The organism is Paenibacillus sp. FSL H8-0317, assembly GCF_045040685.1.
GTDB lineage: Bacteria > Bacillota > Bacilli > Paenibacillales > Paenibacillaceae > Paenibacillus.
Genome location: NZ_CP150294.1, coordinates 2,466,888 through 2,481,114, shown reverse-complemented (window position 1 = coordinate 2,481,114; position 14,227 = coordinate 2,466,888). Strand labels below are relative to the sequence as shown.

Here is a 14,227-nt window from a genome sequence, read left to right as displayed (position 1 = left end):
CTGATCTCTGCCCTCGTATGAGCAGAAACAGTGCACTTTATTCTTAACAACGATATTTAATACACCAATATCTCATGCAGTCGTTCTTCATGAAGACGCATCCAGTCAATCCGCTGTTTGAGTTTCACAATCTGCTCCACAGCCACTTCCGGCTCATCTGTACCCTCAAACATCCGACTGATGAAATGCATGACCACATCCAGACTACGCAGCAAAATTAATCGAGGTATGGCCAGCAACTCTTCCGGTTCCAGGCTGACCTGTTCCCGAAATCCCCTGATCAGTTCCTCCTGTGCCTGCCACATCCAATCTTCACTCTTGTCCATGGTAAGGAGGTCAGACATCGGAACAGCCAGCTCCATTACCCGCAAATCCCATGTCGCAAATTCAAAATCTAGAATGGCACAGATTTCACCATCCAGCTGCTGATCTACCAATACATTCGAGGCATTCACGTCCCCATGAACCAATTGATGCGGCAGATGTTCCATACCACGCAGAGCTTCAAAAAGATCTGGCAGCGCATCTCTCAGTTGCTTCAGCTCATTTGTACATGCGACTAATTGCTCCGGCGGCGATGTGCATAGCTGTAATAATCGTTCAGGTGAACAGAGCGGATACGCATCCTGAATTCGATAGTATGGTGGATACACAGGTTCAAGTCGCATATCCAGCGTAGCCAGAACAGAAGACAAGGCCCCCGCCGCTTTACCGAGCCCTAGCAATTGATCTGGTGTATGCCAGATGGGATTGATGCCTTCCCTATAATGAAACAGAGTCACGATTTTGGTATGACCAGTGAGGGTATCTTTTACAGGAAGGAATGTACCGCCCTCACCAGATAACCGCCTTACAGGTGAAGGTGTATCAAGCTTAAAGTTCGAACGTTGGAGGGCTGCCAGCACCTCGTGTTCAAAGGTGATTTTCATCGGATCATTATGTGTTTCATATTGTCTCATGACGTAATTAGTCCCGTCTACATGGAGCATGTAAGTAGAATTATTCATCCCACCCTTTCCACGCTCGCCTTTCCAGTCCGATGTGAAACCATATAAGGCCAACACTTCGGATATTCGCTGCTGCTCTGAAGGATGGAGGGAACCGGAATCGATGTTTTGCACCAAAAATTAACCCCTTTATCTCACAAAATGGAACGGTCTTCTATTTATCTTAAAGGAAGTCCATCGCTTGGTCTAGTTCTGTTCCAAAGTGATCAAGAGAACGGATAATATCCCGTCCGATTAAGCTGCTCCGCAATGACACGATACCCTCTTGCATTGGGATGCACTCTGTCCCAGAACAACAGTTCACGTTCACGACCTTCAAACCTGTCATACACCTGAGCACACGCATAGTTGCCTGATCCCACACCATTCAAAAACGAATTATATTGGCGCACCCAGTACGCAGCTTCCGTCGCTTGTGGATACGGGTTGTACAATCCGATGGATCGGACCATATACCCATGGTTGCCCTTTAACTGCCGAATGTGCCGCATGATCTGGGATACATTACTGCGGGTTTCTCCGAGCACCTGTGTCATTTTGCTGGCATTTGGAATGCCATTACTTGCTTTAAACGTACGAATCAGATCATTCCCGCCAATGGATATGGTAATGATATCCGCTTCACGGAGCGATTGCCGTACACGGGGATGCGAAGAGATCATCTGTAACATTTCTCCCGACGTCAGTCCATTCACGCCCATATTTTCCATGGATACAAACGTACGAACATTCATTTCCGCCATTCGCCGATATAAAGGAACAAAGCCGGTGCCCAGCAACGCTCCTGTACCTACCGTTAATGAATCGCCTATAGCCACATATCGATATACCATCCCGTCGCCCCTCTCTGCTGTGATGTCTCTGAACAATAATGAACTGCTCTATATCTTATGATGAGTGGGACGACAAAGCGCGGGATGGTGTCCTTAGGCATGCACCTTTCTTTTGCACAAGTTGCAGCTTTCTGTAGAGGCAAAAAATAAAAAAAGCCCTGCCACATAACGCGGCAGAGCCAGATTCATTGCAAAGCATTACATGCCTATGGTCCGATCCGAATCAACGGAATCTGATTGTTCCTTGTTCGGGAACGGCCACCAGTTGGCCCGGCCAAACATCTTCACCATCACTGGGACGAAGAATGGCAGGAACAACAGAGAGTACAAGATCAATCCGCTAAGGACTACTGTGGCAATCTGCATCATCGAGAGAACACCAGATGGATACATGGCAGCAAATGTACCGCTGAGAATGACCGCGGCAGATAGAATAACGGTGCCCATGTTCTTCATCGCGTACAACATGGCATCCTGTACTTTCATGCCTTTGTTCTCATTGAAACGGTCCATCAGGAAGATGCTATAATCCACACCGAGTGCAATCAGCATGACAAATCCGAAGAACGGAGTAACCCAGCTGATACCTGCGAATCCGAGGATATTAACAAAGATCACTTCGGTTAACGCCATCGATGTGAAATAAGCCAGTAATAAGGAAACGATCAGATACAGTGGCATAATGACTGAGCGGAGCAGCACAACCAGAATAATAAATGTGCCTGCCAGCATCAGCATTACAGTACGTGTATAATCGTTATTCGAGATCTCCTGCAGATCTGCAAACGTACTGGTAACGCCACCTATGGCGATGTCTGCTTTTTCAAGCGTACTGCCTTGTACCGCGCGATGTACTGCCGCCTCAATGTCAGGAACACGATCAATGGCTTCTGTTCCGTATGGATTTTCGGCGAAAATAACATCAATTGTCATCGTTTTCCGATCTTCGGACAGATACGTATCAAATACCTGTGTGAAGTCTTTGCTGTTCAGTGCTTCATCAGGAACGTACCAACCTGCCAGATCGGAATCTGGTGAATTTTGCAATTGCGTCAGGTAGTCCTGCGCTGAATCCAGTCCCCCGGATACCTGTTTAATACCATCGACACTTTGATTCAAGCCATCTGTCAGTTGTGTTAGCTGACCACTCAGATCTGAGAAGCCTTGCTGAATTTTCTCCTGACCACCCTGAAGCTGGCCAAGTCCATCCTGTATGGAAGGAATTTCGCTAATCACTTTGCCTTGACCATCTGCAGCCTGTTTGAGACCGGATTGCAACTGACCAATTCCCGTTACAATCTGGCCCAGGCCATCGGCAAGCGCCTTTTGTCCAGCTGCGGCGGAGGCAAACCCTTCATTGGCCTGATTAATTCCAGCAGCGGCTTCCCCAAGTTTGGTCTTAATCTGACCCAGACCTTGAGCAAGCTGCGCTGTGCCAGAACCCGTTTCACCAATCGTGCCTTTGATACGCTGGTAATCAGCATCTTGCTGCAATTCAGGATAACGCTCTTCAAGTGCTGTGAAGGATTCGGACAGACTGGTTAGAGCTGATGAAACCCCGTTCAGCTGTTGTTCCAGTTCGCGGGTTCCATCCCCCAGTGCAGCGACTCCTGCTCCCGCCTGACGATAGGCTTCAAGCAACTGATTGTTCGCCTGTGCAAGTTGATCTGCACTTGTTTTGGCTTGCTGGAGCCCTGCTTTCAGATCCCCTGCACCTGCCGAACCATCTCGAATGCCTTTTTCAATCTGCCCAAGTCCCTGACTGAGTTGCGTGATACCCGATTGCAACTGGGAGGTTCCTTTGGTAAGTTCACCTGCTCCATCAGCAGCTTCTTTTAACTGTGGTTCATTTTTACTTAGCTGACTGCTGGCTTCACTCAGACCATCACGGATTTTGTCCAGACCCGTCTTGCCTTCACCCAGTCCATCCGATAATGTTCCCACTTGCTGTGTAACTTCAAAATCTTTAATCTCATCCCCCGTAGGTCGTGTCATACTGCGGACACCAGCGACTCCGGCTACTTTCTCTACTTCCCGGCTAATTTTCTCGGCAACGGCCATATACTTCGCATTATCCATCGCTTCATCGTTCTGAATAACGATCTGACCTGGCAGCGATTCACCCGGACCAAAGCTGTCAGAGATAATGTTAAATGCTTTTACGGAATCATATTTCTCGCCAATCTCATCAAGACTGTTGAACGACAGTTTGCCATCGTAGGTTGCCAGAAGAGGCACACAGACAGCTGCAACGATGAGCAGCGCAGCCCATGGACGTTTAAGTGAAAAGCGACCAGCTGCACCATAGATCTTGCTCTCGGCATGTTCAAGTGAACCCTTCGACGGCCAGAATAACTTCTTGCCCAGCACCGCCATGAAGAATGGCACGATGGTCACCAAGGCAAGCATCATCACAGCAATACCTACAGCTACGGCAACCGCAGAACGGTACAACATAAACTGGGCAAAGCCGATCGCAATGAATCCAACCAGCACAGCTAGTGCTGAGAAGAGTACCGTTTTACCGGCAGTACGATAGGTAGCAATGATGGCATCCCACGTATTCTCATGATGAGCCAGTTCTTCCTTGAACCGACTGATCAGCAGGATGCAGTAATCCGTACCAATCCCGAACATGACGGCGACCATAAAGATCTGTGTAAATGTGGATATCGGGAAGTCGAGCCCATCCACCAGGAATGCAACAATCTGTTGCGATACAATGTAACTGATCCCTACCGTCAGTAGCGGTACAAACGGAGCTACAAACGAACGGAACACCAGGAACAGAATAAGTAAAATAAAGACAACGGTAATATATTCCGATTTCTTAAGCCCCTCTTGTGAACTTTCAATGGTGTCCTCATCAATCAGACCTTTACCGGTTATGTAGTGCTCCACATTGACGGACTTCAATGCTTCATTCAGGTCTTCACGCATTTCCTTGACCGTACGATCTCCCTGATCAATGGATAGCGATGTTAGAATCGTTTTGCCATCAGCTGAGATCATCTTCTCTGACAATTCAGGCTGAGAGAAAGGTTCCAGAATGGACAGAATGCCCAGCTTCTCCTTGTCGGCCTCCAAGTTTTTAACGGCCTTCTCTGCTTCTTGTTTCCCCGTGGTACCCAGCCCATCGGGATTATAGAATACAAGGGCGATCTGGCTGCCTTGCTGCTCTCCCTTTTGTGCTGCAGCTTCATTCAGAATCGCCGCTGCCTGTGTGGAAGAATAGCCTTCCGGAACCGAAAACTGTCCCTTTTCCCGAATCAGTTCACTCATGTTAGGGGCGGTAAACATCAACACGGCAGCTACAACAACCCATAGCCCCATTAACCACCATCTTGCTTTTAGTATCGTTCTCATTCGTTCTCCCGTCCTCCTTCATGCGATAGCAAAGCTGCAAGCTTCTCAAAAGATTCAATGAAAATTCGGACTTCTTCCGGTTTAAAATGAACCAGATACGGCTCCAGAATCTGCTGTATTTCCTGTTCTGTTTCCCTGTATACCTGTCGTCCGGTATCCGTCAGTGTCAGATATACAACGCGGCGGTCGCGTTCATCCCCGGCCCGATGGACCAAATCGCGATCCACCAGCTTGTTGACCAAAGCAGTAATGCTGCTCTTGCCTATGCACAGAAGCTCTGCCAGATCAGAGGGTGTGCAGAAAGGTTTCTCTTCAATCAGACGAAGTGCGCAGAACTGATCGGTCGTTATGGTCTGCCCCACTTGTTCACGTATCCGCGTATCAAACCGCTTATTGACCATAAAGGAAGCATCCAAATAGCGGTTCACCAAACTTTTTGCATCCGGTGTAGTCATTCTTCATTCTCCTTTCCCGAATCTATATAGTTCACTTGACGAACTATTCTTCTGTGAAACTATTCTATAATGAAACAATCTCACAAAGCAATACTTTTTTCCTGCTTTTTTGATGAAAACGACAAAAAAACAGGACGTCCGACTCAGCTCATTGCCAAATCCAACATCCTGTAATGATTATAATCCATATATTCCTAAAGTAATAAAAGGCCTCTGTGCTACTCTTCGTCTGTATCTTCCTCTTTTTCGAGCACACAACGGAATCGCTCCACACCTGGGTATAATTCACCCAGACTATATACCACAAACCCCGTATTCCGATAAAACTCGACGGCTTCCAGCTCGGTCTCCGCAATCAGTCTATCGGGATTGTATGTTGCCAGCAGTTGTGAGATCATACCACGTCCATAATTTTTAAAGCGGTTTTCAGGCAAAACCGAGATATGATGTATGGTAACCTCACTTGTTCCTGTCTTCTCATATCCAATCAGACCGATCAATTGTCCCTCATCTTCGTAACCGCCCATTTGCAGTTCGTCTCTCTCTACATATTGTTGCAACGCACGGTTCAAGTGATCCGGATCAGGGAAAACCGAGTAGGACAACAGCTCCTGTACTTCCGGCTCCTGTATGCGTGATTTCAGATTAATTAACACCTTGATTCCTCCTATACCTTGCTTGTTTCCGTTATCGTATTGTAGTCGTTAGCCTCTAAAAGTTCAAGTCGTGTGCCGATTCAGCTCCGATTGAAGCACAGTTGAGATGTTATCCGATACGTTGATCTGCGCCAAATAATAGGCATCCAGCAGTGCGCCCCCAACTGCCGGCAGGTTACTGGTTATGTATTGAATTCTTTTTCCTTCGGGCATATAGGCAGCATCCAGCCCTTTCTGAACAGCCTCCACCATATATGGTGAACGCAGACAGCTTCCGGTAAGCGTCATGGACACTGTGGGCTGATCGAAACAGGATGCCAGCATGAGGATACCGACAACAGCCGTGTCAGCAGCCGAGTCGCATACCCTAACTGCGAGGGGAATATTGCGAAGTAGCAGCTTCAGTCACCATAGACGCCATCTGACCAAATTTCCGGTTGGTCGCCTGTTTATTTTCGGCAAAACCGGCTATCCCCAGCGCAGCGAGCTCTCGAATTGAGGCAACATTCCAATACGTTAAAACCTGCTCAATCCATTCTTGATCCTGCAACTCATAACGTCCAGCCAGTATGGAATGAACCGTGTCGTAAGCCAGAAAACGTGCTGCTGTCGGCGCATAATGACCGAACTGATCATTGCGGAGCCAAGCTCCCTGTTCGGTTCTGCCAAGGATCAGAGATCCTGTTCCTCCAATAGCGACAATACCTGGCTCACCGTCGAAGGCCGCTGTATGTGCGATGTGCGTATCGTTTACCGCACTGATCCTGCCTGTAATCCCCGTACGAGCGAGTAATGCCTCCGCCCAAACTGTATCTTCAGGTCGATTCAGACCCGCCATTCCGGCCTGAATGGCAGCGATCTGATCTGATTGGAGTCCAGCCTGAGTTATGGCTTCAGCGATACCCTCCAGCACATTTTGCTCAGCATTGGTATCGTGATAACGGTTGCAACCATTCTTTTGCACATAGGATACAATCTTCCCGTTCTGCTCTGCGACAGCCACACGCGTGTGGCTCCCTCCTCCATCGATCCCTATTACATATGTATTCATCCTTAACGATCTCCCTTCAAACCACACATTAAGAGTGCCGGGTCCATGGTCAGGTCCCGGCAGAGAATTCATTGCTTTTGTACAGCGAAACGAAGCAGTTCACAACGAAATTGTGTCGGTTCATCATACTTTTCCTCTTCAATCGTCTGTGTAACATGTTCCTGAAGCAGAATATTCCATCCTTTGTAGACATCCTCCAGCAATGCGATCGCTTCAACTGTCGACAAGTTCAGTTCAATTAATGGTTCAATCTCCTTGCCTGTATTGATTTCTTTTTCCTCCACATTGGTACTCATGGTAATACAATGAATACCACCTGTGCGAGTTCCGGCCTGTAACCGGTCTATCGCTTCCATGAAGGCTTGCTTATTGGAGACATGCTCCAGACAAGAACAAGCAGCGATATAATCAAAATAGTTTGGTTCCACAGCATAATGTTCAACATCTGCTCTCACTGCCTGCACGATATGATCAACCTGATATTCTTTCGCATACTTGCGAAGTCCGTCTACTGCCTCATCCAGCAAATCCACACCGATGACTTCACTGTTCGTTTTAGCAAGACGCTGTGCAATCGGTATCGTATGCCTTCCCACTCCGCATCCCAGATCGAGGACACGCAACTCCTCCTTGTGAGCAAGTAGACGTTCCAGCATATCCATCACCATAGGCATGGGCCTCGACATCCAGGTACCGGAGGCAAATAATTCATTATTCTGATAGAAGTTGGAGTGATAACCTGCCTCTGCTTTTCGCGCAGCCTCAAATTGTTCATTTCCCATCAAGATACCCCCATCGTTTAGAAAATGATTTGCATCTTCTACTTAATACCCAGATTGTCACAAAAGAAAATCAATTAAAAGCAGGCGACAGATTTTTCTTCATAAAGGATTCCAGTGCCACCTCATATCCGGTGCGATCGACTTGAAACGCTGTGCCATGGCCCGCACAGGGGACGGTCAGCAATTCCTTTTTGGTTGGGCAAGCTTCATACAACCTGTACACCATTTCCGTTGGTACAAACGTATCAGCCTCACCGTGGATGAATAACACGGGAACGTTAACTTTGGCAAGCTGCTTGAGAGCCGAAGCCTCTCTAAAGGAATACCCTGCTTTCCATCGGGAGATTAGACTTGTGACAGGTATAAACGGAAATGCAGGAAGTTTGTATAATTGCTTTAACTGGAACGTCAGTTCTTCTTCCACGGATGTATACGCACAATCAGAGACAATCGCTTTAACCTGAGTCGGCAGGGCTTCACCACCTGTCATCAGTACGGTTGCTCCTCCCATGGATATGCCGTGCAATAGGATTTCCCCTTGTGTACCCACTTTTTCAAGCACCCAGTTGGTCCACTTGACATAATCCTTCCGATCTAACCAACCAAAACCGATGATATCACCTTCGCTCCGGCCATGACCCCGATCATCTGGCATGAGTACGTTATAACCGTGCTTTTCCGCATAAAACCGGGCAAATCCAGCCATTTCTCTGCCTCTCCCCGAATAACCATGTGCCAGAATAACCGTCTGATCCGACCCTTTATTGGAACCGAGCCATGTACCATACAGTTTTAATCCATCATGTGATTGAAGAGATATCTCTTCTGTAGGCTGAGCATCCAGCCACTTCAGGTCAGAAGCACTGCTAATGATTTCATTGTCCGGTTCAGGCATCAGATTCGGATTATCCACCAAAAATGTTTTTGGCGTACGGCGAATGGCCGTTTTGAAAAAATAAAGCCCACCTGTCCACAGAAGAGCAAGAACGATCAGTACCAGTGCTGCAAGTACGTAGAATAACATGAACGAGTCCTACCCTCTTTCCTCATTAAGATATGTTCAATCTTTACTTATTTGTTGCAGTGATGCACATGCTGCTTGATAGGCGGGTAACAAAGCATCCAGCAAAGGTTCTGCTTTCCGTGATTGACCTTCCTTCGCGAACTGCTCTACCCGCGCAAACAAAGTTGATAGATAACGAATCCCCAGACTCAGACTCCCTGATTTCAGATCATGGGCTACCTCGGTTGCAGCAACATGGTCGCCCGACACAATATGTCTACGCAGCACCTCAATCTTGCCGGGTGCTTCGGTACGATACATGTCCAACAATATACCGAGGAGTGTACGATCACCATCGGTGTTTAATTCCGCAATCTCACGTACGATGCTCATATTTAGTACCTCGGTCGGTTCGGAGGATTGCTGCCACTTCTGGATCATCTTACTCAGAATATCCAGCGTGAAGGGTTTGCCAATAAAGTCATTCATCCCGGCTTCCATACACTTGTCTTTCTCTTCCTGCATGACATTACCTGTCATTGCAATAATGGGTGTGGTATGGCGCATTTCATCCATTTCTATCGCGCGGATTTTGCGTGTTGCCTCCAAACCGTCCATCAATGGCATCATATAGTCCATGAGAATCAAACTGTATTTTTTGCTGAGAAAAGCAGCTATTGCCTCTTCCCCATTCACTACAGCGTCCACTTGGGTTATTCCCAGTTTCTTGAGCTGCAACATAACAAGCTGCCGGTTGATGACATTATCATCGGCCAGCAATACAGATACAGAAGGAGCTTCATCATCCATATTCTGCTCCTGATGCTCTTGAGTGGAAGCAACAGATGGGTTAGCGGACTGATTACCGTCTTTCTTACCAAGTGTAAGTTCGAACCAGAATGTTGATCCTTCACCCTCCTGACTGTCTACTCCAATCTGACCTTCCATCAGTGTAACGAGCGACCTGCAGATCGATAATCCAAGGCCCGTTCCTCCATATTCACTTGAGCGTCCTCGTTCAGTCTGCATGTAGGGTTGAAATAACTGGTTCTGATCTTCTTCCGAGATACCAATCCCCGTGTCTTCCACTTCAAAGCGGATCATTTGTGTAGTTTCATCATCTTTCATAAGGGTGACTCTTATCCGCACCGAACCTTCTGATGTGAATTTGTTCGCATTCTGAATTAGATTGATCAGTATCTGTGTGATTCTCGTTGAATCCCCTACAAGAAGAGTAGAGATTCTGGGGTCACAGTCTATCGATAACTGATTTCCGTTCTTTCTGACTTGGGGTTCGAGCAAACGAATAATATAGTTTATCGTCTCTTGCAGATCCACTTCCCCCAGTTCAAGTCGCATCTGACCCGCCTCAAGTTTGGACAGATCCAGAAGATCCTGAATCAGCTTAAGCAGCAGTTTGGCAGCATCCTGTATAACGGAAACGGAATTCTCCTGTTCTTCAGACAAGGGGGACAACTTAAGCATCTCAGCCATCCCCAATATTCCATTTAATGGCGTGCGAAAATCATGACTGATGCCTGCAATAAATGCGTTTTTTGAATCACCCGCATCTACTGCTTGCTGACGTGCAGCTTCAAGACTTTTATTGTTCTTCGCAAGCAGACGCTGGAGTGTCACCAGTTCATTATTCATATCCGAGAATTCCGAGAGTGTCCGTTCCTCTTGCTCTTTACTCCGGATCATCTGATCCGATAACTGCTCAATCGTTCTGCGTAGCCTCTGTATCTCTCCGCTCTCATTAGACATCACATCATCCCTCTCCTAATCCCTAACCATATCAAGATGATTACACGCAGCTGGCTGAGCCAGTAATTGTTCTGCAACCGCCACCGCTTCATCGGCTCCTGGAGCATAACCGTCAGCTCCTATCGTTTTCCACAACTCCTGATCAATATTGAAGGGATATCCTCCAACCATAATCTTCACATGTGCCGTTGCCGGATGATGACGGATCAGATGAATCAACTCTTTGGCCAGATGAAGGTGATACGTCATCGTAACTGAAATCGCAACAACATCGCCCTGATGCCGCTCTATAGCCTCTATTACACTTCCATTGGGGACATTGGCTCCCAGATAGTGCGTATCCCAACCTTCCATCTCGAACACATCTGTGAGCATACGCAGCCCGATCTCATGTTGTTCACTGCCTACACAGGTAGCCATTAGTTTTTTATCCTGACCTGTATGAATCAACCAGCGAGAATAAAGACGTGATATGAATGACTGGGTCGCTGCCGTACAAAAGTGTTCTTGCCCCACACTGATACGATGGCATTGCCACAATCGTCCAATTTCATATTGGGTGGGCTGAAAGATATATCGATAAATATCACGAATCGTCACCCCAGCTTCTAACTGGGCTTCAATGATCTCGAAGGCTTCTGTCCGTTTATTCTCCAGCAAACACTGTAAGTACGATTGCGCGGCATCTCCATATGGCATGGATTCGTTGATGTAACCCGCCTGTGACTCCGTGTGTGTTGCTCTATATATTCCCATCTCCAGATACTCGAGCAGAAGTGCCTTTGACGGATGGTCAAATTCTTCTTCCAATGTCTCTTTGATCAGATTGAGATTAATAATAAGGTCTTCTGGTGATACCTTATAACCCTCAAGTAGAACTTTCAGCCAGGCAATATAATGAGTAAACAGACCTGGACTCTGTACGAGCGCACTTTCTGCCAAATAGTTCAAGCTATACTCCGAATCCTGTTTGGTTCGCATTTTTCCATTCTCGCCAAATCGCTCAAGTAAATCAGGCTGTCTGAGATACTGTTTCTCCGTTATTTTATCAGCTAAGTTTGCAGATTCTTGGAGCAATCGTTCTCCTGCTTCTTGATGACTCATAGATGCCCCTCTCCTCATACCCGCATCACACTCAATCTTCATTTGTGGCTAATCCAGAATGAGATCAATGTTAGCTAACTTGCAATCGGGATAGGTTCTTCTACTTATTCCAATCCATCCATTCCGCTCCTAATTGTTCTGTTCCATTATACATAAACTTTCGATAATCATGTTTTACACACGATGAAGGTATAGAACAATCTTCCTATATTAAGGAGGGCCTTGCAAGTCAGTCAGCCAGTATATGCCTGTACTTTTCGAGTTCCACAAAAAAACTGACCTGCGTTATGAACGCAAGTCAGTTTTCCCTTCTGCAGCCAGTCCCAGCTTCTTCAACATCTTAATCGCATCCACTTTCTCAGAAGGATCAAGTCCTTCCAAAGCATCAATGATAACCTGATGATGTTGAGGAAATATCTGTGTAAACAATTCTCTTCCTTCCTCGGTTAACTCAGCGTAAATGACACGCCGATCTTCCTTGGATGGTCGACGAAACAGCAGATTTTTATTTTGCAACTTATCTACAACATACGTAATATTACCACTGGACATTAAGACCTTTTCACCAATCTTTTGCAATGCCTGCGGTCCCTTATGATATAACAAATCAAGCACACCAAATTCTGTCGTATTCAGTCCGTGACTCTGAATGTCCCGATTGGAACGTGAGGTCACAGAATTGTAGGCCCGAACAAGAACCACGAATAATTGTAAAGACAGTTCCCGGTTGTCCTCCGTGTTCAGCATTTCAATAATCCTCCATCAGTTGTTTACATTTCGGCTCGTATGGGGGGCCAGCCTCTGCTCCCACTCCTCACGGAGCATCCCCATACGAATTGAATCATAGTACTGCCCGCGAACGATACGACACTTCCGCATTCGCCCCTCCACCTGTAGTCCGGCTTTCACAGCCGCACGCATCATTCGTTCATTACCAGACCAAGTAGTCAATCCAACCCGAACCAAAGGCAGCTGTTCAAACAAATGACTTGACCACATGACAAGTGAACGTGTGCCAACCCCACGTCCCCACTGAACAGATCTGTATATTACAATCCCCATTTCCAGCCACATGGATAACTCATCTTCTATGTAATAGCTGACTGTACCCACAATTTGTCTGTCGGATTCAATAATACGGATTGATACGGGTTTGGAATCGCCTGGATCTACGTCCATACGTTTGAGCATACCTTGTTCAAAACTTTCATAACTTTCGTGTTTAAGTGGGTAATAGGGTGCATCCCATTGCTTCCATTCAGGTACGTCATCACTGTAGATCAATTCATAGAGTTCTTTCAGATCCTCTTTCTCCACACACCTGAGTACAAGTTCACCATCAACGATTGGCAGTTCTTTCATACGATGAAAAGCACCCTCTTCCATATTAAGAACGATGAAGCTCTTCGATACTTCCGTCCGCATTGGCAAGAATGACTGTACTAGCCATATCCACAAATAGTCCGTTATCAACAACACCTGGTAACATGTTCAATTGAACATTAAGATCGGCAGCGTGATCAATCGCCTCCAAGTGGCAATCTGCTATCAGGTTTCCATTGTCTGTCAGATAACGTTGCTGTCCATCCATCCGCCACTGTGGTTGACACCCCAATTTTTCGAGCGCCTGGAAGGTCCACTCAGAAGCAAATGGAACCACCTCAACTGGAAGCGGGAATTTCCCCAACTTTTGCACGGCTTTGCTGCCATCCGCCACAATAATCAATTTGTCACTATTGGCTGCCACGATTTTCTCACGCAAAAGAGCCCCGCCCCCCCCTTTAATCAGGTTAAATTCGGGATCTACCTCATCAGCGCCATCAATGGTCAGATCCAGACGTCCAATCTGGTCAAATGGGACGATGGGAATCCCCCATTCACGGGCAAGTTTGTCCGAAGCCTCTGAAGTGGCAACCGCTTGAATGTTCAATCCATCGCGTACCCGCTCACCGATTCGGCAGATGGCATAATAAGCTGTTGAACCTGTACCCAATCCAACCTTCATTCCATCTTCAACATATTCTGCCGCACGCTCTGCTGCTATCTGTTTAAGATTCATCTATAAACCCCCGCTGCTCATAATTTGAGAAATGCATATGTAGTTATTATAGATAAAACCGCTTCCGATGTATATCCGTGCCTTCTGTTGCATCTTTGCCAACATATTTTTGTTTTGTTGAAGGATGTATTTTTACCCACCATG

14 protein-coding genes are annotated in these 14,227 nt (G+C 46.7%); all 14 read right to left on the bottom strand.

Features of this window, described 5'->3' with window-relative positions; all coding sequences use genetic code 11:
- Positions 1-56: 56 nt before the first annotated feature.
- Positions 57-1,121: a phosphotransferase gene (locus MHB43_RS11660; protein ID WP_405132013.1), complete on the bottom strand. Its 1,065-nt coding sequence runs from the start codon at positions 1,119-1,121 to the stop codon at positions 57-59.
- Positions 1,122-1,213: 92 nt separating this feature from the next.
- Positions 1,214-1,840, bottom strand: a complete 627-nt coding sequence (locus tag MHB43_RS11655; protein ID WP_405132012.1) for an SGNH/GDSL hydrolase family protein — start codon at positions 1,838-1,840, stop codon at positions 1,214-1,216.
- Positions 1,841-2,038: 198 nt separating this feature from the next.
- On the bottom strand, positions 2,039-5,206 hold the full coding sequence (locus MHB43_RS11650; RefSeq protein ID WP_405132011.1) for an MMPL family transporter: 3,168 nt from the start codon (positions 5,204-5,206) through the stop codon (positions 2,039-2,041).
- A complete protein-coding gene (locus tag MHB43_RS11645) occupies positions 5,203-5,661 on the bottom strand; it encodes a MarR family winged helix-turn-helix transcriptional regulator (protein WP_405132010.1) in 459 nt (152 codons plus the stop codon). The genes MHB43_RS11650 and MHB43_RS11645 overlap by 4 nt, the downstream gene beginning before the upstream one ends.
- A gap of 218 nt (positions 5,662-5,879) precedes the next feature.
- Positions 5,880-6,317 (bottom strand): GNAT family N-acetyltransferase, encoded by a 438-nt coding sequence (locus MHB43_RS11640; RefSeq protein WP_339300608.1) that lies wholly within the window; start codon positions 6,315-6,317, stop codon positions 5,880-5,882.
- 63 nt (positions 6,318-6,380) lie between these two features.
- Entirely contained in the window at positions 6,381-6,641 is a 261-nt protein-coding gene (locus MHB43_RS11635; protein WP_405132009.1) for a hypothetical protein, read from the bottom strand.
- A gap of 43 nt (positions 6,642-6,684) precedes the next feature.
- On the bottom strand, positions 6,685-7,368 hold the full coding sequence (locus tag MHB43_RS11630; protein WP_405132008.1) for a BadF/BadG/BcrA/BcrD ATPase family protein: 684 nt from the start codon (positions 7,366-7,368) through the stop codon (positions 6,685-6,687).
- Positions 7,369-7,436: 68 nt separating this feature from the next.
- A complete protein-coding gene (locus MHB43_RS11625) occupies positions 7,437-8,150 on the bottom strand; it encodes a class I SAM-dependent methyltransferase (protein WP_405132007.1) in 714 nt (237 codons plus the stop codon).
- A 70-nt stretch (positions 8,151-8,220) separates the two neighbouring features.
- A complete protein-coding gene (locus tag MHB43_RS11620; protein ID WP_405132006.1) occupies positions 8,221-9,174 on the bottom strand; it encodes an alpha/beta hydrolase in 954 nt (317 codons plus the stop codon).
- Positions 9,175-9,210: 36 nt separating this feature from the next.
- Positions 9,211-10,920 carry an ATP-binding protein gene (locus tag MHB43_RS11615; protein WP_405132417.1) on the bottom strand — a complete coding sequence of 570 codons (1,710 nt, stop codon included), beginning with the start codon at positions 10,918-10,920 and terminating at the stop codon, positions 9,211-9,213.
- Positions 10,921-10,935: 15 nt separating this feature from the next.
- Positions 10,936-12,024 (bottom strand): B12-binding domain-containing protein, encoded by a 1,089-nt coding sequence (locus MHB43_RS11610; protein ID WP_405132005.1) that lies wholly within the window; start codon positions 12,022-12,024, stop codon positions 10,936-10,938.
- Between the two features lie 285 nt (positions 12,025-12,309).
- On the bottom strand, positions 12,310-12,771 hold the full coding sequence (locus MHB43_RS11605; RefSeq protein WP_017689273.1) for a MarR family winged helix-turn-helix transcriptional regulator: 462 nt from the start codon (positions 12,769-12,771) through the stop codon (positions 12,310-12,312).
- Positions 12,772-12,786: 15 nt separating this feature from the next.
- A complete protein-coding gene (locus MHB43_RS11600) occupies positions 12,787-13,386 on the bottom strand; it encodes a GNAT family N-acetyltransferase (protein WP_405132004.1) in 600 nt (199 codons plus the stop codon).
- A 25-nt stretch (positions 13,387-13,411) separates the two neighbouring features.
- A complete protein-coding gene (rpiA, locus tag MHB43_RS11595; RefSeq protein WP_047842431.1) occupies positions 13,412-14,083 on the bottom strand; it encodes a ribose-5-phosphate isomerase RpiA in 672 nt (223 codons plus the stop codon).
- Positions 14,084-14,227: the final 144 nt, after the last annotated feature.

Coding starts and splice junctions, on each gene's coding strand:
- MHB43_RS11655 (WP_405132012.1), bottom strand. CDS start 1,840: ATGGTATATCGATATGTGGCTATAGGCGATTCATTAACGGTAGGTACA.
- MHB43_RS11650 (WP_405132011.1), bottom strand. CDS start 5,206: ATGAGAACGATACTAAAAGCAAGATGGTGGTTAATGGGGCTATGGGTT.
- MHB43_RS11645 (WP_405132010.1), bottom strand. CDS start 5,661: ATGACTACACCGGATGCAAAAAGTTTGGTGAACCGCTATTTGGATGCT.
- MHB43_RS11635 (WP_405132009.1), bottom strand. CDS start 6,641: ATGCTGGCATCCTGTTTCGATCAGCCCACAGTGTCCATGACGCTTACC.
- MHB43_RS11630 (WP_405132008.1), bottom strand. CDS start 7,368: ATGAATACATATGTAATAGGGATCGATGGAGGAGGGAGCCACACGCGT.
- MHB43_RS11625 (WP_405132007.1), bottom strand. CDS start 8,150: ATGGGAAATGAACAATTTGAGGCTGCGCGAAAAGCAGAGGCAGGTTAT.
- MHB43_RS11620 (WP_405132006.1), bottom strand. CDS start 9,174: ATGTTATTCTACGTACTTGCAGCACTGGTACTGATCGTTCTTGCTCTT.
- MHB43_RS11615 (WP_405132417.1), bottom strand. CDS start 10,920: ATGTCTAATGAGAGCGGAGAGATACAGAGGCTACGCAGAACGATTGAG.
- MHB43_RS11610 (WP_405132005.1), bottom strand. CDS start 12,024: ATGAGTCATCAAGAAGCAGGAGAACGATTGCTCCAAGAATCTGCAAAC.
- MHB43_RS11605 (WP_017689273.1), bottom strand. CDS start 12,771: ATGCTGAACACGGAGGACAACCGGGAACTGTCTTTACAATTATTCGTG.
- MHB43_RS11600 (WP_405132004.1), bottom strand. CDS start 13,386: ATGAAAGAACTGCCAATCGTTGATGGTGAACTTGTACTCAGGTGTGTG.
- rpiA (WP_047842431.1), bottom strand. CDS start 14,083: ATGAATCTTAAACAGATAGCAGCAGAGCGTGCGGCAGAATATGTTGAA.